The organism is Flavobacterium tructae, assembly GCF_002217475.1.
Taxonomy (GTDB): domain Bacteria; phylum Bacteroidota; class Bacteroidia; order Flavobacteriales; family Flavobacteriaceae; genus Flavobacterium; species Flavobacterium tructae.
Map to the genome: position 1 here is coordinate 19731 of NZ_MUHH01000014.1, position 20784 is coordinate 40514.

Annotated in this window: 20 protein-coding genes; 16 read left to right on the forward strand and 4 right to left on the reverse strand. The window is 36.5% G+C overall.

Features of this window, described 5'->3' with window-relative positions:
- Positions 1-5 precede the first annotated feature (5 nt).
- From B0A80_RS03830 to B0A80_RS03910, 16 genes are all read left to right on the forward strand, one after another.
- A complete protein-coding gene (locus B0A80_RS03830) occupies positions 6-3173 on the forward strand; it encodes an efflux RND transporter permease subunit (RefSeq protein ID WP_089076475.1) in 3168 nt (1055 codons plus the stop codon).
- 130 nt (positions 3174-3303) lie between these two features.
- Entirely contained in the window at positions 3304-4722 is a 1419-nt protein-coding gene (locus B0A80_RS03835) for a TolC family protein (protein WP_089076491.1), read from the forward strand.
- Between the two features lie 416 nt (positions 4723-5138).
- Complete coding sequence (locus B0A80_RS03840) at positions 5139-5645, forward strand: hypothetical protein (RefSeq protein WP_233430705.1); 507 nt, start codon at positions 5139-5141, stop codon at positions 5643-5645.
- A gap of 209 nt (positions 5646-5854) precedes the next feature.
- Positions 5855-6460 (forward strand): Crp/Fnr family transcriptional regulator, encoded by a 606-nt coding sequence (locus B0A80_RS03845; protein ID WP_089076476.1) that lies wholly within the window; start codon positions 5855-5857, stop codon positions 6458-6460.
- A 72-nt stretch (positions 6461-6532) separates the two neighbouring features.
- The gene (locus B0A80_RS03850) at positions 6533-7279 is read left to right on the forward strand and encodes a GNAT family N-acetyltransferase (protein WP_089076477.1); all 747 of its coding nucleotides are present in this window, start codon (positions 6533-6535) and stop codon (positions 7277-7279) included.
- Positions 7280-7562: 283 nt separating this feature from the next.
- Positions 7563-7943: a DoxX family protein gene (locus tag B0A80_RS03855; RefSeq protein ID WP_089076478.1), complete on the forward strand. Its 381-nt coding sequence runs from the start codon at positions 7563-7565 to the stop codon at positions 7941-7943.
- Between the two features lie 311 nt (positions 7944-8254).
- On the forward strand, positions 8255-8635 hold the full coding sequence (locus tag B0A80_RS03865) for a VOC family protein (RefSeq protein WP_089076480.1): 381 nt from the start codon (positions 8255-8257) through the stop codon (positions 8633-8635).
- A gap of 12 nt (positions 8636-8647) precedes the next feature.
- Positions 8648-9154: a DinB family protein gene (locus B0A80_RS03870; RefSeq protein ID WP_089076481.1), complete on the forward strand. Its 507-nt coding sequence runs from the start codon at positions 8648-8650 to the stop codon at positions 9152-9154.
- Between the two features lie 2 nt (positions 9155-9156).
- Positions 9157-9630, forward strand: a complete 474-nt coding sequence (locus B0A80_RS03875; protein WP_089076482.1) for a DUF1440 domain-containing protein — start codon at positions 9157-9159, stop codon at positions 9628-9630.
- A 250-nt stretch (positions 9631-9880) separates the two neighbouring features.
- Positions 9881-10639 (forward strand): MlaE family ABC transporter permease, encoded by a 759-nt coding sequence (locus tag B0A80_RS03880; protein ID WP_089076483.1) that lies wholly within the window; start codon positions 9881-9883, stop codon positions 10637-10639.
- 2 nt (positions 10640-10641) lie between these two features.
- Entirely contained in the window at positions 10642-11421 is a 780-nt protein-coding gene (locus B0A80_RS03885) for an ABC transporter ATP-binding protein (RefSeq protein ID WP_089076484.1), read from the forward strand.
- Between the two features lie 22 nt (positions 11422-11443).
- Complete coding sequence (locus B0A80_RS03890) at positions 11444-12271, forward strand: MlaD family protein (RefSeq protein WP_089076485.1); 828 nt, start codon at positions 11444-11446, stop codon at positions 12269-12271.
- A gap of 11 nt (positions 12272-12282) precedes the next feature.
- A complete protein-coding gene (locus B0A80_RS03895; protein ID WP_017495567.1) occupies positions 12283-12771 on the forward strand; it encodes a low affinity iron permease family protein in 489 nt (162 codons plus the stop codon).
- A complete protein-coding gene (locus tag B0A80_RS03900; RefSeq protein ID WP_089076486.1) occupies positions 12768-13967 on the forward strand; it encodes an NAD(P)/FAD-dependent oxidoreductase in 1200 nt (399 codons plus the stop codon). The genes B0A80_RS03895 and B0A80_RS03900 overlap by 4 nt, the downstream gene beginning before the upstream one ends.
- A gap of 177 nt (positions 13968-14144) precedes the next feature.
- Positions 14145-14660, forward strand: coding sequence for a DNA-deoxyinosine glycosylase (locus B0A80_RS03905; RefSeq protein ID WP_089076487.1), 516 nt, complete (start codon positions 14145-14147; stop codon positions 14658-14660).
- Positions 14661-14776: 116 nt separating this feature from the next.
- Positions 14777-15211 carry a DUF6526 family protein gene (locus B0A80_RS03910; protein WP_070908230.1) on the forward strand — a complete coding sequence of 145 codons (435 nt, stop codon included), beginning with the start codon at positions 14777-14779 and terminating at the stop codon, positions 15209-15211.
- A 25-nt stretch (positions 15212-15236) separates the two neighbouring features.
- On the opposite strand, the gene B0A80_RS03915 is transcribed toward B0A80_RS03910, so the two are convergent.
- The 4 genes from B0A80_RS03915 to B0A80_RS03930 form a co-directional block, all read right to left on the reverse strand.
- Entirely contained in the window at positions 15237-16406 is a 1170-nt protein-coding gene (locus B0A80_RS03915) for a hypothetical protein (protein WP_070908229.1), read from the reverse strand.
- 341 nt (positions 16407-16747) lie between these two features.
- Positions 16748-17971, reverse strand: a complete 1224-nt coding sequence (locus B0A80_RS03920; protein ID WP_089076488.1) for a sterol desaturase family protein — start codon at positions 17969-17971, stop codon at positions 16748-16750.
- Positions 17972-18130: 159 nt separating this feature from the next.
- Entirely contained in the window at positions 18131-19417 is a 1287-nt protein-coding gene (locus tag B0A80_RS03925; protein WP_233430706.1) for a Glu/Leu/Phe/Val family dehydrogenase, read from the reverse strand.
- 430 nt (positions 19418-19847) lie between these two features.
- A complete protein-coding gene (locus B0A80_RS03930; protein ID WP_089076490.1) occupies positions 19848-20702 on the reverse strand; it encodes an EamA family transporter in 855 nt (284 codons plus the stop codon).
- Positions 20703-20784: the final 82 nt, after the last annotated feature.

Genomic DNA, 20784 nt, shown 5'->3' on the forward strand with positions numbered 1-20784 from the left:
CGCAAATGTTCAAAATATTTATACAAAGACCTGTACTGGCAACCGTAATCTCCATTTTATTGGTGATTCTGGGGGTACTTGGACTTACGAAATTGCCTTTACAACAGTTTCCTGATATTGCACCGCCATCGGTTTTGGTAACGGCGGTTTATCCGGGAGCTAATGCCGAAACGGTTTTACGTTCGGTAGCGCCCTCTTTAGAAGAATCTATCAACGGAGTGGAAAACATGACTTACATGAGTTCTACCGCCAGTAACGACGGATCGTTAGCCATTACTGTTTTCTTTAAATTAGGTACCGATGCCGATCAGGCAGCCGTAAACGTACAAAACAGGGTGGCTCAGGCGACCAGTCAATTGCCTGCCGAAGTAGTACAGCAAGGGGTAATCACTGCGAAACAACAAAACAGTTTCATTATGGCCATCGGTATGTACACCGAGGATGAATCGAAATACGATCAGACGTTTGTAGCCAATTATGCCCAAATCAATATTATTCCTGAAATCAAACGTATTCCGGGAGTAGGATCGGCCAGTATTTTTGGAGGTGTAAAAGATTACTCGATGCGTGTTTGGCTGAATCCGACACAAATGTCAACTTACAAAGTGACGCCAAACGAAATCATGAGTGCCATTCAGGACAAAAGTTTGGAAGCTGCTCCAGGTAAATTTGGGGAAAGAAGTACAGAAGTTTTCGAATACGTAATCAAATACAAAGGAAAACTAACCAAACCGGAAGAATATGAAAATATTGCTATCCGCTCTAATGCAGACGGTTCGGTACTTCGCTTAAAAGACGTTGCCCGAGTTGAACTTGGTGCTTATTCGTACAACAGTTTAACGCGTTTGAATGGTAAAAAAGGAGTTGTAATCGGTATTATTCAATTGGCAGGTTCAAACTCCAATGATATTCAGATCGCGATTAACAAACTGATGGAAAAAGCATCGAAAGATTTTCCAAAAGGGATCAAACAAAATATTTTCTATAGTACCAAAGTATCATTGGATCAATCTATTGAACAGGTAGAACATACTTTAATCGAAGCATTTATATTAGTATTCATTGTAGTATTTATATTCCTGCAAGATTTTAGATCAACATTAATCCCGGCTATTGCTGTACCTGTAGCAATTTTAGGAACGTTCTTCTTCATGCAGTTATTCGGATTTTCGATCAATCTTCTAACACTTTTCGCTTTAATTCTGGCGATTGGTATTGTGGTAGATGATGCAATTGTAGTCGTCGAAGCCGTGCATGCCAAAATGGAGCACAAACATTTGTCTCCAAAAGTAGCCACACATGAAGCAATGCACGAAATAACGGGTGCTATTATCTCGATTACGCTGGTAATGGCTGCTGTATTCCTGCCGGTTGGTTTTATGGAAGGCTCTACGGGAGTTTTCTATCGTCAGTTTGCTTTTACTATGGCGATTGCAATTGTAATTTCGGCTGTGAATGCTTTGACTTTAAGTCCTGCGCTTGCTGCATTGTTCCTGAAAGACAATCACGGTGCACAAGGAAACGAAAATGAAGTTTTTGCTAAAAAAGGATTTAAAGAAAAATTCTTTACGGCATTCAACAGCAGCTTCGAATCTTTGACGAATCGTTACGTGGGCGGAATTAAATTTTTAATTCGCCGCAAATGGTTAAGCTTAGGTGGTCTGGCCTTAATTACAGCAGCAACCATTCTGTTAGTAAAAACGACTCCAACAGGATTTATTCCAACAGAAGATCAGGGATTTATTGCCATTGCGGTAAATACTCCTTCAGGAACTTCTCTTGACGGAACACAAAAAGTAATGACTCAGGCAGAAAATTTACTAAGAGCCGACGAATCATCACGATTTGTAACAGCGATTTCAGGATTCAATTTATTAACGAATTCTACGAGTCCATCAGCAGCCGTTATTTTTGTCTTGCTTAAACCGGATGAAGAGCGTGGAAAAATCAAAGGAATCGACGAAATAATGGCCGATGTGCAAGGAAAATTAGGGACTATTACAGGCGGAAGTTTCTTCGTCTTTAGTTTCCCAACTGTTCCCGGATTTAGTAATGTTGAAGCTTTAGATTTGGTGCTACAGGATAAAACCGGAGGCAAACTGGATAAGTTTAGCGGTGTCTCTCAAAGCTTTATCGGAGAATTAATGAAACGTCCGGAGATTGCTATGGCATTTACGAGTTTCAAAGCCGATTATCCACAGTTGCAACTGGATATTAATGACGAAAAAGCCAATCAGCTGGGGGTAAATGTAAAAGACATTTTACAAACGATGCAGACTTATTTTGGTAGCGCACAAGCTTCTGACTTTAACCGATTTGGTAAATATTACAGAGTAGTTGTTCAGGCCGATATTGCCGACAGAGCTGATCCATCTTCTATTGACCGTGTTTTTGTAAAAAACAAAACCGGAGAAATGGTTCCTATAAATACTTTGGTGAAACTAAGCCGTATTTATGGTTCTGAAACGGCCTCTAGATATAATTTGTTTAATTCGATTTCGATAAATGCCATTCCGAAACCTGGATTTAGTTCGGGAGATGCCATTAAAGCCATAGAAGAAGTTGCTGCACAACATTTACCTGCAGGTTATAGTTTTGAATTTTCGGGACAAACCCGTGAAGAGATTTCTTCGGGAGGACAATCCGCAACGATATTCTTACTGTGTTTGATATTCATCTATTTCTTACTTGCTGCACAGTATGAAAGTTACATTTTGCCTTTGGCGGTAATCTTTTCTATCCCTGCAGGTATTTTTGGAGTATTTGTGGCTATTGGTTTCACCGGAATTCAAAACAACATTTATGTACAGGTTGCTCTGGTAATGTTAATCGGACTGCTCGCTAAAAATGCCATTCTGATTGTGGAGTTTGCGGTTCAGAAAAGAAAATCCGGTCAGGCATTGGTGATGGCCTCAATCGATGCGGCAAAACTGCGTTTACGACCAATTATCATGACATCGCTTGCTTTTGTTGTGGGATTAATTCCAATGATGAGTGCCAAAGGACCATCAGCACAAGGTAACCATTCGATTAGTATTGGTGCCGCAGGAGGTATGATTTCAGGGGTAATTCTAGGATTGTTTATCATCCCGGTATTATTCATCATCTTCCAATATTTACAAGAAAAGGTTTCCGGAAAACCGGTAGCCGTAATTCATAACGAAGAAAAATAAAAATGGAAAACTATATCACAACCGTACTCGTAGCCATTATCATTGGCATCGGATACATCTCTTATAAAATTTCAAGGGATCTTGAAAGCAGAAAAGATACTTGTACAGAAATTTAATGACAGCACCTAAAATGAAAAATTATATAACCAAAATTGTGATGATCGCTATTTTGATCACCACAGTAATATCCTGTAAGGTTTCGAAGGATATTGAAACTCCAAAAGATGCATTTCCTGAAAATTTCAGGAGTGCATCGGTTTCAAAAGATACGACCAGTATTGGTGATACGGAGTGGAAAAATTTCTTTACCGAAAAAGATGTTATTCAGTTAATAGACAGTGCGGTTGCCCGAAACAACGACCTGCAAATTGCTACTAAAAATATCGAGATTGCACATTACAGATTCACACAGTCCAAATGGGGAAATGTCCCTGAAGTCAATTTATCGGTAGCGGCAAGCACCAGCAATCCGTCAGACAATAGTTTTACCGGAAAGAATTTAGGTCAGGCACTGGGTCAGAATCATATTAATGACTTCACAGCCGGAGCGACACTTTCATGGGAAGCCGATATTTGGGGGAAAATAAAGAACCAGAAAAAAGAAGCTTTTGCGGGTTATCTGCAATCAGAAGAAGTTAAAAAAGCTTTGCAGACTACTATCGTTGCCAATGTTTCTAAGGGGTATTACAATCTTTTAATGCTGGACGCACAGTTGGATATTGCCCGACAAAATCTAAAATTAAATGATAGTACCACCACTATTATCAAATTAAAATACAATGCGGGTCAGGTCACTTCATTGGCGATTCAACAATCGGAAGCACAAAAATTAAACGCCGCGCAATTGATTCCGTTATTGGAACAAAACATTGCGATTCAGGAAAATGCTTTGAGTGTTTTAACAGGATCTTTTCCGGATTCCAAACAAAGAAGTATTCGTTTGAGTGCTTTAGAAGTTAAAAACAATACCGCCATCGGAATTCCGTCTTCGTTAGTAAGCCGCAGACCGGATGTAAAAAGTGCCGAACTTGCTCTTAAAGCCGCAAATGCAAGTGTAGGAATTACAAAAGCCAATTTGTATCCGGCACTCAGAATTACAGCTCAGGGTGGTGTAAACTCCTTCGAAGCCAGCAATTGGTTCAATATTCCGGCCTCTTTGTTCGGAACTCTTGCAGGAGGATTGACACAGCCTTTGCTGAACAATAAAAAAGTAAAAACACAATACCATATCGCCGTTGCCGAAAGGGAAAAAGCGGTTCTGAATTTCAGACAATCGGTTTTAGTAGCGGTTAGTGAGGTTTCTGATGCTTTGGTAAAAGTAGAGAAATTGCAGCAACAGGAATCCTTTTTACAACAACGTGTAAAAACGCTGCAGCAAGCCATAAAAAATGCCAATTTGTTATTCAAAAATGGTATGGCGGAATATCTTGAAGTGCTTACTGCGCAATCTAATTTATTACAAAGTGAGCTAGAATTGGCTAACATAAAAAGAGAACAGTTATCTGCCAATACCGAGTTGTATCGCGCTTTAGGTGGTGGCTGGAAATAATACCCGTTAATTATTTATTTTTTTGAGAGGAGAACGCTGTGAGACTTATAGTTTCATGGCGTTTTTTTTATGGCACGCGGATGAGGCGGATCCGCTTTGCGGAGGCGCGGATTGGTACGGATTTTTTTTTTCTCATTTTTGTCATTTCGACCGAAGGGAGACTTGAGCGATAACGAATAGGCGAAGCAAATCACACGTGGGATTCGACAAAGATTGACGATATTCTGTACGGAGTTACTTGTGTGATCCTTCCTTCGTCAGGACGACAAGATTGCGCATAAAAAATGGCGAGAATAAAAAAAACCGTGTCAATCCGTGTCTTCGCGATAGCGAATCCGTATCATCCGGGTACCCTATAATCCACAATGTTTTCTTACTTTTGATATTGTCAAGCCTTCGAAAAATGACTCCAAAGAATGAATATCGTATCGAATATTAATAAAACAATCCTCTTAATCAATACATTAAATCCCATGAAAAGAATCGCATGCATTGCAATTTTAGCATTACTATTTACAAACTGTAAAGAAAACAATTCAGAAAAAGAAGTAAAAGCGGTAAAAGAACCAGTAAAAACAAGCCCTGCTGTAAAAAAAGAGGCAGAGAAAAAAGAAGATTGTAAGGATGTTGAAGTAGAAATGGGTTCCGGAAGAGAATGTATCTTAAAAGGCACTGATCTTGCCCAGGTCTATCAAAATATTATCCAAAATAAAGAGGTTGAAGAATCCGAATACTATTTAAGTGCAATTCCAAACGAAAGTAAATCTGTACCCGTAAATAAAAACGGATTGATCTCAATTGATTACGAAATCATCAAAGATAAAGTCCTTATTAGTATGAATTATGAAGGCGGTGTGACTGAAGTAACACTTGAAAAAATAAAAGATACCATTAAAAAAAGCATTTATCATTACGCCGATTAAATTCTAAAATAAAGGGATTTACATCAAACCAGTAAAAAAATTTCCCAAATAAACCGCTAAATAACTTTTACGTTTTTAGCGGTTTTTTTTCTCGTTCTCCAAAATGACAAAATGAGAGAAAAAAATCAGCGTCAATCCCTGTCGCGTCATCCGCGTATCCTAAAATCCACAATATTTCCTTATTTTTGATAGGTAAAACTTCAATCAAAATGTCGATCAATCACAATAAGTACCTCAACGATTTAAAGATAAAATTCGAAAGCTACGCTCCTATTTCAGAATCTTCCTGGGAATTAATTGAAGGTATTGCTGAAATTCAATCTATTAAAAAAGGAGATATTTTACTTCAGAACGGACAAATTGCAAAGGAAATATATTTTATAATCAAAGGCGCTTTACGAGCTTATATCACCGATGCGGCAGGTAACCTCTATAATAAAAACATTTTTCTTGAAGGCGATTTTGCCGGTTCAAAGGCTTCTTTACTGCAGCAAACCGCTTCTCACTTCACCATAGAAGCACTCGAGGATTCTACCTTGATTCAACTTAACTACAAAAAATACAGAGCGCTCATTGATCAGAACAACGATCTCAAAAATTATTACATCGCCTATTTGGAAAAAAACTGGGTAATCGAAAAAGAACAACGCGAAATTGCTTTAGTCATGCAAAATGCTACCGAGAGATACCTACAACTTTTATCCAAACATCAGGATATTGCAGACCGTATTCCGTTACTTCACATCGCCTCCCATTTAGGAATTACCCCTACCCAGCTAAGCCGTATCCGAAAAAATCTCGAAAAAGATTTGTAAATCAACATATGTAAAGGTTTCTCCTAAAAGCCCGGGGTATCTTTGTCTTGTATTCTTATAATCACTATTCAAATGAAAAATATAAACTTAATCGAAGACAACTTAAATAATCTTACCGGAATGTGGAAAACGGTTAGTTCCTCTTTCCTATCCTACCATACAACTCCTCTTTTTGAATATAGCAAAGTCGAAAATTCAGGCTGGCCTAATAAATTGTGGTTTCGAAAAGATATCACTAAAAATGACATCGGCGAAATTACTAAAACCATGCAGGCCAATTCAGAATTAGCTTTCGCTTATTGGGATATCTACGAAACAAAATCGTACGAAATACTGGATGCCTATAGTTTCTCATTAAAAAGTGAACAGGTGGCGATGGCTTTAAAATTAGATCAGAAATTTGCACTTCAAAATAATCTGAGTTTTAAAAGAGTTTCCACTGAACAGGACGCTAAAATATGGGCCGATCTGTATCCTCATGCTTTTGGTTATGTGATTAGCAAAGAAATCCTGATTCAGAATTACGACAACGTTCATTTCTATTTGGTTTCCTTAGACGCTCAGCCCATCGGAACATTTATGCTGTTTCAAACTCAAAATACAATTGGAATTCATGGTTTGGGAGTAATTCCGGAAATGCGCAGAAAAGGTTTTGCTGAGGAAATCATGAAATATGCTTTAAATCTATCCATCGATTTAAATGCGGATTACGCGCAGTTACAAGCTTCTGCCATGGGAAAAGACATCTACACCCGATTGGGTTTTGAAGATTTGTTTGTGATTAAGAATTATGTTCTGGGAGCAAATTCCAAATCTTAAATTCCAAACTTCAGGTTTCAGGTTTCAAGTTTCAGGTTTCAAGTTTCAAGTTTCAAGAAGAAAGAGCCAAGAGTCAAGAGCCAAGAGTCAAGAGTCAAGTTTCAAAATCTATTCTCTTTATTCTATATTCTATATTCTATATTCTTGACTCTTGACTCTAAAATCTAAAATCTTCCACTCTGTCCCAAATGCCCCTAAAATAGTCGTAAATGTGTAGTCCGTTCAAAAGATAAGAATTGTAAGTTTGTAATGAATTAATTAACAACCTTTTAAAAACTATCCCATGAAAAAAGCAAAAATTATCTTTTGGATCACTACTACTATTATCTTTTTATTCGAAGGTGTAATGCCGGCCTTAACTTCTCAGACAGAATTAGCAAAAGAAGGAATCAGACATTTGGGCTATCCTGAGTATTTCGGAAATGCCTTAGTCGTTTTTAAAATTCTTGGTGTTTTAGCTCTGGTGATTCCTTCCATTCCAAAAAACATAAAAGAATGGGCGTATGCCGGATTTGGTTTCGACTTTATTTTTGCTTCCATCAGTCACGCTGCAGTAGACGGCATCAATTTCCAGGCCTTCTTTCCTTTAATCTTTTTAGTAATTCTGGTGATCTCTTACGTTTATTATCATAAAATAGAGCGTTATAAAAACATCGCTTTATAACCTCATGAAATGATGATAGAAGTTTATAAAACAAATGTTCAGGAAGTCGAGCAATCTCTACTGATTGTGGGGAAACTTCTTGAACATTTTCCAAACAGTCATATTAATTTTGATTTAGAAGACTGTGATAGAATTTTACGCGTCCATGCATCGTCAATTTCAAATCAAAGAATAATAGAACTTCTTGATTCCTATGGCTATCATTGTGAAGTTCTTTTGTGAGTCAAAAAAAACAACAAAGATCTGATTTATAAAGTTTTATTGATAAAATTTGTAAATTTGAAACACTATCAACCTTCAAATCTAACCAAATGAACTTACCCTCCGGACATCAGACCATAATGCCCTATTTGATTTTAAATGGTGCGTCACAATTTATAGCATTTACTCAAAAAGTGTTCGACGCAAACAATTCTCCCAGCGATAATGTACTGCGCGAAGACGAAACGGTTATGCACGCCGAAATTACCATAACCGGAAGTACTATCATGGTTACAGACGTGATTGAAGACTGGTCAAGACAAACCGCTAACCTATTTGTATATGTACCAAATGTGGACGAAACCTATAAAAAAGCATTAGAAAATGGTGCTACGAGTATAATGGGAGTCAGCGATAAAGAGTATGGCAGGACTTGCGGCGTTACCGATCCGTTTGGGAATGTCTGGTGGATCACTTCTATAATAGAGTAAAAACAAAAAATTATGAAAACAGAATTAAAACAAGATATCGAGACTACTTTCGGACAATTTTCCAGCACTGTTTCTCTTTTTACGCAAAGCGAAGTCAATCAAATACCGTTTGAAGGTAGCTGGACAGCCGGACAGGTTGCCCGTCATATTATAAAAGCGACATCAGGACTGCGTCAGGTTTGCGAGGCTAATACCCAAAAACTAGCGGCAAACTATGATGAAAAAATTCCTGCGCTTCAAGGGATATTCCTCGATTTCAGTACCAAATACGACTCTCCTGATTTTATATATCCCGAGGACCGCGAATATGATAAAACCGAGTTGCTTTCGAGTCTTCAAAGAATTGAAAAGGAAATGCAGGATATTGCTGAAAATTATGATTTAACACTCACCTGTATGGATTTTGAAATACCGGGTATTGGAAATTTAACAATCTACGAATTATTATTTTTTTGTAACGTGCACGCCAAAAGACATTTAAATCAATTGAAGAACATTTATAATGTTGTAAAAAACTAAATATGAGATCCAAAACCAAAACCATTTTAACCGCCTGGCTCGTTGCCGGGACATTAGACCTGACGGCAGCCATTACAGTTTATGCTTTTATACTCCAAAAAACCACTGCCATAAAATTGCTGCAATCCATTGCAAGCGGCGTTTTTAAAAAGGAAGCCTACACTGGAGGCTCGCTAATGGCACTCTTCGGTATTGGATTCCATTACTTAATTGCACTAAGTTTCGCCTGGTTTTATTTTATCATTTATCCTTATCTGCCTTTTCTCAAAAAAAGCGCAGTTGTTTCCGGATTCCTCTATGGAATTTTCGTCTGGATCATTATGAATTTAATTGTACTGCCTATTACCTTTCCTGTGCTTCCCGAAAAACACTTAGATTTCCCGTTATTCCTTTCCATGTTGATTCTGATGTTCTGCATCGGACTTCCTATTGCACTTATAACGCGAAAATATTATAGTTTTCAGACGCAATCCTAATGGTAAACCTGAAATACAAAACGTCAAAAATCCCTTTTCACACAAAGGGATTTTTTATTTTATCCCCCTAACGTAACTTTTCTGTTTTTATTTCCCTCATACTATGTTAATTATATAAACATCCAAAAAAGTTATGTAAGATTTATACCTCAGTAATCTGCTAACTTTAATCTTTGATCTTAAAAAGGAAATCAACCTTTTAAAATTCGCATCAGCTAATTTTTTGATTTAATTCTTAAAACACAAGATTTTGATTCTCTCTCTAAAAAATACTTTCACCGAAATAGGAAATGCAACTTTGTTTGCAAAGCAGTTTTTTAAGGAAGTTTTTGTTCCTCCTTATGAGGCCAAAGAGTTTATAAAACAATGTTATGTAATTGGATATAAATCATTGCCTTTAGTAGCCATAACCGGTTTTATTATGGGATTGGTACTCACCCTTCAATCTCGTCCTACACTGGTCAATTTTGGAGCGGAATCCTGGTTGCCCGGAATGGTCGCCCTTTCCTTAATAAGAGAAATTGCTCCCGTAATTACGGCTTTAATTTGTGCCGGAAAAATCTCCTCGGGAATTGGTGCCGAATTGGGATCGATGAAAGTAACCGAACAAATTGACGCGATGGAAGTTTCGGCAATTAATCCTTACAACTATTTGGTCGTAACCAGAATTTTAGCCTGTACTTTAATGGTTCCCATTTTAGTCATTTTTGCAGATGCTGTGGGCATTATTGGTGGTTTCGTTGGAATTAATATCCACGGTGATGTTAATTTCTATCGCTATCTGACTCAAATTTTACAATCGCTGGAATATCTGGATCTGATTCCTGCAACCATTAAAACGTTCTTCTTCGGATTCTCTATCGGAATGATTGGATGTTTTAAAGGATTTAATGCCTCTAATGGAACTGAAAGTGTGGGAAAAGCAGCAAATTCAGCAGTTGTAACGGCTTCACTTACCATTTTTATTCTCGATATGATTGCCGTTCAAATAACCGATTTATTCTTTTAAAGATGATTAAGGAAAAAGAAAATACAGCACTTAAAACTAAAGCAAAAAGCAAAACTCCAATCATTGAGATCAGGGATTTGCACAAGACTTTTGGTACAAACAATACTGTTCTGCAAGGTGTAAATCTAACGGTGAATAAAGGAGAAGATTTAGTAATTCTTGGACGTTCCGGTTCGGGAAAATCGGTCACCATAAAATGTATTGTGGGTTTAATAACTCCCGATCAGGGCGAAATAAAAGTGTTTAACGAAAATGTATTAAACCTGAAGAAATCTGAGCTAAATCAGATTAGGGTTCGAATTGGATTTTTATTTCAAAGTGGTGCGCTGTATGACTCCATGTCGGTACGCGAAAATCTGGCTTTCACTTTACAAAAACACAAACAGAACTTAACGCCGGAAGAAGTTGAAACTGAAGTCATGGAAGCTTTAGATAATGTTGGTTTGGCGGATGCCATCGATAAAATGCCGTCTGAACTATCAGGCGGAATGCAAAAAAGAATTGGTCTGGCCAGAACATTAATCTTAAAACCGGAGATTATATTATACGATGAACCCACAACAGGTTTAGACACCATAACCTCGCGTGAGATCAGCGAATTAATTCTCGATATCAAACACAAGCGTAAAACAACTTCAATCATTATTACTCACGATATGGCTTGCGCAAAACTCACAGCCGATCGAATTATGGTTTTAAAAGATGGAGTAATACATGCCGAAGGGACATATGAAGAACTGGAAAAAAACGAAGACGAATGGGTGCGCTCATTCTTTGAATAACGCAAAATAAATAGTAGAAATCATGGATAAACAATCTGGATATACCTGGAAATTAGGAATGTTTGTAGCAATTGGATTGTTACTTTTTATAATGGCCATTTATTTTATAGGGAAACAAAAAAACCTCTTTGGTTCCACCTTTCACATTAGCTCCCGATTTAAAACTGTGAGCGGTTTGGAAGTGGGCAACAATGTACGCTTTTCGGGAATTAATATTGGTACTGTCGAAGAAATCAGATTGATAAATGACTCTTCTGTCGTAGTTTTAATGGTGATTAAAGACGATGTTAGAAAATTCATCAAAACAGACGCTCGCGCCAGCATTGGTTCTGACGGATTGATGGGTGACAAGGTTCTCACTATTTCTCCCGGTATAAAATCACAAAAAATAATCGAAAACAACGGTGCCATTGCTTCGATTGACGGAATAGAAATGCAGGACATCATGAAAAGTGTCAAAAAAAGCGTTGATAATGTTGGAGTCATTTCTGATGAACTTGCCACTTTTAGTCATAGTATGAATAACGGAAACGGAGCTTTGGCCAGACTGGTTCGCGATGATAAAATGGCCAATAGCGTTTCGAATACCCTTTCAAATCTGGAAAGCGGTACCAAAGGTTTTAGTGATAATATGGAAGCTGCCAAAAATAACTTTCTGTTGAGAGGGTACTTTAGAAAAAAAGAGAAAGAAAAGGAAAAACAGAAAGAGGAAGCTAAAGAGAAAAAAGAAGAACAACAGGAAAAAATCAATAAAGAAAAAGAGGAAAAAGCCAAAGAAGAGAAACAAAAACAGGAGAAACAAAAAGAAGAAGACGCTAAAAAGACACCTTCCGGAAAAGAAAAATCATAGATAAAACTCCAATGAAAACGAAAAAACAAAATAAAAGCAGTGCCTTTGAAAAATTTGCTACCTATGTTTCTAAAGCTTCAGGAAGTACTCCTGCCTTTATAGGTGCTTTTTTAATTGTAGTAGTCTGGGCAATTTCAGGACCTTTTTTTGATTATTCCGAGACCTGGCAATTGGTCATTAATACCGGAACGACCATTATTACTTTTTTAATGGTTTTTTTAATTCAGAAGGCACAAAATAAAGATTCGCTGGCCATTCAGCTAAAACTAAACGAGCTAGTCGCTTCCAATGAATATTCAAGCAACAGCCTGGTAGACATTGAAAGTATGACCGAAGAGGAAATGATTATTGTTCAAAAATATTATCAACATCTTAGCGAACTCTCCAAAAAAGACGAAAGCATCAGAATCTCGCATTCGATTGCAGAAGCGCACGAACAACACCAACGCAAAGGCAAGACCAGAACAAAAACCCGTACATCAAATAGTGCTAAAAAATGAAACTACGATCGACCGAAACTTTCTGGCTTCTAAGGAATGCCATGAAAAAAAGCTACCCTTCTATCGATTCCGATAAAAACACAGCCATTTTGATTATTGGTGGCGGAATAACAGGTGCTTTGATCGCTTACAAGTTAATTACTGAAGGCAAAAAAATAATATTGGTCGACCGTCGTGATATTTGCAACGGAAGCACCGCTGCGAGTACCGCTTTACTACAATATGAAATTGACATTTCATTACACGAACTAATCAAAATGAGAGGATTAAACTGTGCCCTTGACAGTTACAGGAACGGTAAAAAAGCAATTTTTGACCTCCGAAACATCATCGATACTATAAAAAGCGATTGTCAGTTCGAATTCAAAAAAAGTATTTATTTCTGTTCTTTAATAAAAGATCTCCAATTCCTGAAAGACGAATTTAAAATCCGAAAGGAAAATGGCTTTGACGTGAACTGGCTGGAAAAATGGGATCTTGAAAAATTGGGGCTCAATGCTCTGGCGGCAATCGAATCAAAAACTGCAGCAGTTATGGATCCTTTTAAGTTAGCCAATGATTTACTGATCTATTGCCAAAAAAAAGGAATGGAAATTCTGGACCGAACCAACATTACCTCTATTCAAAATCAAAAAGATAAACTAATTGCCGTTACTGAAAATAAATGTAGTATTACCGCAGATCACATTATACATTGCAGCGGTTACGAAAGTACCGAAACGCTAAAAGAAAAGGTTGTAGATTTGAAAAGCACCTATGTCATTGCTTCTGAAAGTCTCCCTACTCTTCCTGTGGCTTTCAGAAATGCAATTTTTTGGGATACCTCCTCTCCTTATCTCTATTTTAGAGCTACTTCAGACAATCGTGTTATTATGGGCGGTGGAGATGTAGCCTTTAAAGATCCTGTAAAACGCGATAAATTATTACCCAAAAAAGAGCAATTCTTATTGAAGAAGTTCCAACGAAAATTTCCGGATATTGATTTCAAAATTGATTATTCCTGGGCGGGAACTTTTGGAGAAACAAAAGATGGATTGCCCTATTTTGGAAAACCTGATCCCAATAAAAACGAACATTATGTCCTGGGTTTTGGTGGAAACGGAATTACTTTTAGTGTCATAGGCATGAACTCAATTTTGGACTCTCTTAATAATAAAAAAAATCCGGATTTAGACTATTACAGGTTTGGGAGATAACTTTTATAGAAGTGCAGAGAAGCAAAGGTGCAAAGTTTTTTGTTGCATTCTGAAAGCTGGTTATTGAAGTTGAACTGCAAATAAAGCAAATGTTATTTTCTTCTCAAAGTTTTAATGAAACTCTTTAAAAGTAACTTTTAAAATCTTTACCTTACTGCTTTACAAAAACAGTGCTTCATGAAAAGTTTTTCTTTCCCGCCCATATCCAACAAAGATGCTGTTATTCTGATTTTGGGCACCATGCCCGGAACCAAATCATTGGAACTGAATCAATATTACGGTCACAATCAGAATAATTTCTGGAAATTTATGTTTGTTATTTTGAAAGAGGATCTCTCTACTGATTATGAAACCCGAAAAACTTTGCTGCAAAAAAACAACATTGCGGTGTGGGATGTGTTACAGCATTGTGACAGAATAGGGAGTTTGGACAGTGCTATTAAAAATGAAACACCTAACGATTTTGAAACCTTTTTAGAACAACATCCCAATATCACAACCATTCTTTTTAACGGACAAAAAGCAGCAGCGTTCTTTAAAAAATATGTCCAGCTGAAGAAAAACTATCACTTGATCACACTACCCTCGACAAGTCCTGCAAATGCAGGTAAAAGTTATGAATCTAAACTTCAGGAGTGGAAAATTTCTGTTGATCCACATCATAATAATGCATCGACACCTCACACAGATTAATTTTTTTTAATACATTTAAGTTGTAAAAAACATTGATTGCGTTATTTTTTCTTTGAATAAGCTATTCTCTTCCGGAGTAGCCTTGTTACTTAATCGGAAACCAAAACGATATCATTATGAAAATTCAAACTTACTACAATCATGTTCGGTTTTATACCCCGCATCATTTTGTTTATTATCCGGTTTTAGCACTATTCTTAGGCTGCAGTATTTACTTCGCCTGTACGACCGAAAACACACTTATTTGGTCCTTTATAAGTGTTTGTTTTCTATTGCTGTTTTTTCTTGCCTATATGCTGCGCCAACATTACGCCCTGACGCTTCAGAACCGAATCGTGAGGCTGGAACTTCGTTATCGCTATTTGAGCCTTACCGGAAAAAGGCTTGAAGAATTCGAGTACAAACTAACCGACGATCAGATTTTTGCTTTGAGATTTGCTCCTGACAACGAAATCCTGCCGCTTTTGGAAGATGCTCTTAAAAATAACCTCACCGGAGATGCTATAAAAAAAGCCATCGTGCACTGGAGAGCAGATTACAACAGGGTGTAAAACCAATGGAAAGGATAAACTTTCCCTAACCTCTGCTTCTGCGATTAAACAAAACATATACTAAAAAAAGAATCAGCCAAACGGTTACAATCACGCCAAAATACATCCCAATAATTGAAGGATGCAAATAATTAGGTTCGTAAAAAAGCTTATCAAAAGTGGTAAATTTCTCCATTAGTGCTTTTCGGTCAAAGCTGTTTCGAATTGTATTGAGTACTTCATCACGATGTTCTCTAAAATAAAATGCATCTGCGGCCAGTTCTTTAGGAACAATATTACTTTCAATTTTATACTTTTTTAAAAGAGTATCCAGCTTCTGAAAATTCAACTGCAACGAGTCTTTTCTGTATTTGTACAGCAGTTTATATCGCTGTACTGCGGCATCGTACTGTTGTTTTTCTCCTGCAATTCCTTCTACAGCCTTAAACAATGATTTATTCTCGAGAAAAATACAAATGCTATCGTCGTATTGAGGCTGTACCTCAACACCTCTGAATAGGATCTCTGTACTGTCTTTAATTACTTTTTTGGTTATAATTCTCTTCGAAAGTTCCTTTTGATCTAAACCAATTTCGTCCAAAACCTTACCAGTTACGGTCGAGACTTTATCTAAATCGGTTGTGAGTACTTTCAAAGTATCTATGCTGTAATACGTGCTCTCTGTGTTGTAATAACCATTTGATATTAAAACGCTATCCACTACCTCCGTGACAGGATAGGGTTTTGGATATAAGATATTAACCGGATTAAACAATTTTTCAGAACTGTAAGAAGTGTAATTGTATAAAAACGGATTTAAAACATTCAGTAAAGTTTTATCTCTATTGAAATCAACTTCCGGAAGTTCGCTCCTTAATTTGGCATTCAATCCAAAACTATAACTGATAAAAAAGGAAAAACTCAGAAAACAAATCAGCAGTAATACCAAACCGGTTTTAAGCAGATTGGTCAAAGAATAAGGATATCGGGAATGATTTCTAATCAGAAATATCAGAAAGAAAAATAAAAACAAACCGCTGATGAAAAAATGGGAAATGGAAACATCATCATAAAATTTAAATCTGTAAAATTCAAAATAGGAATTGATATTGGCAATGCCTTTAAAGGTAAAAAAACCATATAAAAAATACCCTAAATGAATGAACAGCAGTACCAAAAAAGACTTTACAAAGAATTGCTTTAATTTTTTTTCCATTTTTTATTTTGAGAATTTACTCTCAAATATAGCCAATCTGATTTAAAAATGAAATTTTAAAACCCTCTTGAAGAAAATTCTCCAAATCAGAATGAGTCCTTTTTTCAGATTCCAATACAAATGAAATTGACACAAATCCAATGCAAAAAACAACATACACAATTGATAGTCAAATACATTAATACAAAGTAAAATTAAACAAAACAGAATTGTGCTATTATTTTTCGTTAACTTTAAAAGTCAAAAATTTATCCCTAAAATGATAAATACTTGAGTTTTTTCGCCACGAATGCACGAATTATTTGAAATACAAATTCGTCAATTCATGGCGATTAGTTATACTATTCTGAAGTTTCCAATTGCAGTACAACTTCCTGATAATGTTTACTAAGTGAGAATAATTGCTCGGCAAAAATCATAATGGCAAGCGGGATGAAGAAAAAGGATAGCAGATTTTCTTCGTATAAAAAATAAGTGGTTACCATAAAAATTCTTAGGTATTCCAGATAATAAATCCATCTTCTTTGTTCTAATAATGCCCCACAATTTACTAATGTTACCAGAATAATTAACAGGACAAAAATTTTGTCTGAGACATTTAGTCCTTCAAAACAATACGTAAAAACCGTCAAAAGCAGCGTGGAAGCTCCAAGCTGGATATAGAGATAATTCTTAAATCGAAGCCTTTGATGCGGATTCGCTTTGTCCTGTAAAAAGCGTTTCTCTAAGGTTGGCCGAATATCCTGATCCATATGGGCAGGACTGCCAAATACCGCTTTCCATTTTTCTTTAAATCCTGTTGCGCGCTTCCACAGCTCATAAATCTCAAAATAGTAATGAAAATGCTGCCACAAGAAACTATAACTTTTGAGCGGATGTGTTAAACCGTATTTTGGTTTTTCTTCTTCTTCCTGAAAAGTTCCGAAAAGACGATCCCAAAAGGTAAACATATCTCCATAATTTTTATCAAGATATTTTTCATCAGATGCGTGATGTACGCCATGTACAGAAGGCGTAACAAAAACATACTCCAGCCATTTTATTCTGCCAACAAGCTGCGTATGCGTAAAAAAAGAATAAGCTCCGTGCACAATCAGCATGGTAATAACCATAGAGGGGTGAAAACCGATAAGCGGCAGTACACACCAAAATCCTGTTCTAATCACAGCCTGAAAAGTTGTAATTCTGGCAGCCGCAGTAAAATTAAATTCTTCGCTATGATGATGTACGATGTGTGCTGCCCAGAAAAAATTGACTTCATGCCCCAATCGGTGGTACCAATACCAGACAAAATCGGTGGCAAGAATTAAGGCAATCCACACAAAAACACTATTCGAAATGTCAAAAAATCGATAATTATCATAAATCAAATAATACAACTGGTAAAAACTGGCTGCCACAAACAAGTTAATCAAACGCTCTGCGATACCAATGCTAATATTTGAAACTGAACTTTCATAATTAAAAATTTCCGGTCTCTTTCGTCGTTGTGCAAGCTTGTATTCTAAAAAGAGAAAGAGAAAAAAAGCAGGCATCGCGAAAGCTAGAAAATTAATATGTTCCATTTTAAAAAATACTTATTTAATTCATAAAAAAACACAAAGCAGTAGTACTTCTATATCCTTATAAAAACAAAGACATTTTCATCAATCAACAAGTTCTTTTCGGCTGAAAATCTTCTTATTAATTGATGAAAACAATCTTTACTATTAAAAATCTAATTTTTAATTCTGTTTAAATTTCGGAGTGTCCAGCGCTACTTCTTTTACAGATTGAGTATCGGCTACCTTTTTCAACGCAATAATATAAGCTGCAATACGCGGTGTTACATTATATTTGGCAGCAATTCTGAAAACCGTCTCAAATCCTTTTTGTAAGATGTCCTCTAAACGTGTATTAATCTGATGAATTCTCCAGGACTCCAGAAGCGAATTCTGAAGCCATTCAAAATACGAAACCGTAACTCCACCCGCATTGGCCAGAATATCCGGAACCACTAAAACATTGTTATCGTGTAGTATTTTATCCGCATCGGAAGAAATCGGTCCGTTGGCACCTTCCACAATAATTTTAGCACGAATATCATTAGCGTTCTTTTGTGTAATCACATCTTCTGTGGCAGCAGGAATCAGTACATCCACTTCTAACAGCAATAAATCCTCATGTTTAATAGCAACTGAATTCGGATATCCTTTAATACTTTTATTGTTCAAATTGTAGTACAAAATCAATTCCGGAATATTAAGTCCTTCAGGATTGTAAAACGCTTCGGAAACATCACTAACCGCTACCACTTTTAGTCCTTTTTCAAATAAAAACAAGGCCGAATGCAATCCAACATTTCCAAAACCCTGAATGGCTACTGTAGATTTTGCAGGTCTGAGTTTTAATTTTTCAAGGGCCAATAAAGTGATGATACTAACCCCTCTTCCTGTTGCTTCTACCCTGCCTAATGAACCGCCGGAATGCAAATGTTTTCCGGTTACTACCGCGTGAATTGTTTTGCCATGAAGTATAGAAAACTCATCCATTAACCATCCCATCTCATCGGGACCCGTTCCCATGTCGGGAGCCGGAACATCTTTTTCAGGCCCGAAAATATCGATTAAAGCTTTGGTATAAGCTCTTGTAATTTTCTCTAATTCATTCTTAGAAAGTGTCGTGGGATCACAAATAATTCCACCTTTTGCTCCTCCAAACGGAATCCCGGTCACAGCTGATTTCCAGGTCATCCAGGCAGCCAGCGCTTTTACTTCGTCAAGGTTCACTCCCTTATCATATCGGATTCCGCCTTTTGACGGCCCTAAAGCGGTATTGTGTATAATTCGGTAACCTTCAAAGTTCTTTTCAGAACCGTTGTCCAGGGTAATTGAAAAATTAACGACAATTTGCTTTTCCGGACGCTGGAGTTTTTGCCTGATCGATTCGTCTAATCTAAGGATGTCGGCGGCAATGTTAAAACGATCAATCATGGATTGAAAGGGGTTCTGTTTTATTAATTCTGCACTCATATTATATCGTTTAATTGGGGTTATTATTTTTATCTTTTACAAAAGTCTTTTCTAAGGTTTATGGATACTTGCTCTAACATGGGATTTTCCTAAAACAGCGTCGCATCATAACACTGGTATTTCTATTGGTTCTCATTTTGTTTCTTTTTTTTCAGTTCTAAAAAAAGCCTTTCATTGGTGCATGAAAGGCTAAAAAAAAAAATAACAAGTAAATTTCTCTATCAACGCCATTTCATCACATAGTCCTGCATGCGACACATCGTGAAGCCACATAAAGATGAGATGATATTTTGACTATAGTTCTTCATTGTTATTGCAAATCTATAAAATATATTTCATAAATTCTATAGAATTAGTAGAGTTTATTTTTGAAAAATGAAAAAATTAACAAATAACACCTGTTAATCAACACAATACATTCTGTAAAATTTTATTTAAACTGAGAAACAACAATAAAAATGATCGCTATTAAAGCTAAAAAGATACCAATAAAGTTAATTTTAGATAATTTTTCTTTGAAAAAAAGCAAGCCAACAAAACTTCCTAAAACAATAACTCCCATGTTCATTCCTGCAAAAACTGTCGATGGGTTTTCAGCAAATGCTTTATGTGCCTTTAAATAGAACAGGATATTTCCGAAATTGAAGATCCCCACCAGGGCACCAAAAAGAATATTTTTGGAGTCCAATTTCCTCTTTTTTATGCCTATTTCATAAATCGAAATTAAAAACGCTACTGCTAAGGCGATACAGAACACCACAAACAAAGAGGTTGGATAAGGCAAAGTAGTATAAAGAGCGATTTGTTTGAAGAGAATATCAATAATGCCAAAACCTACCAGAACCACTGCGGGATAAATCCATTTATTCTCTGTGGTATCCGGTTGCTTTTTTAAGATAAGTAAAAGCGCCAGAAAGCCAATTAGCAACCCAATAATTTTATAGGTATTAAATTCTTCTTTAAAGATGAACCAGGCCGCCAGAATTGGGATGAATAACGATAATCGCTGGGCTGTATCTGTTTTCACAATCCCAACATTTTTTATGGAAGCTACCAGAAACAAAAAGACTACCGGCAATAATATCCCAATCGCAATGTAAATATTCCAGGGAGCGTTTGCATCAACTTCCTTTAAATTTGGACTAAAAGTAAAATAACAAAGTGCTAAAGCAACAATATAATTGAACGCAATAATCTGAGTGGGATGTGTATTGTATTTTCGGGTTATTTTAAAGATCACACCAACAATTACACTGCACAAAATACTGAGGATAAGAAACAACATAGGATTATATTTTGAATGCAAAAATAGTACTTAAACTTCTTTTGTTTTGCCTTTTATAAAAAATTCAAACCCGACAGGTTTT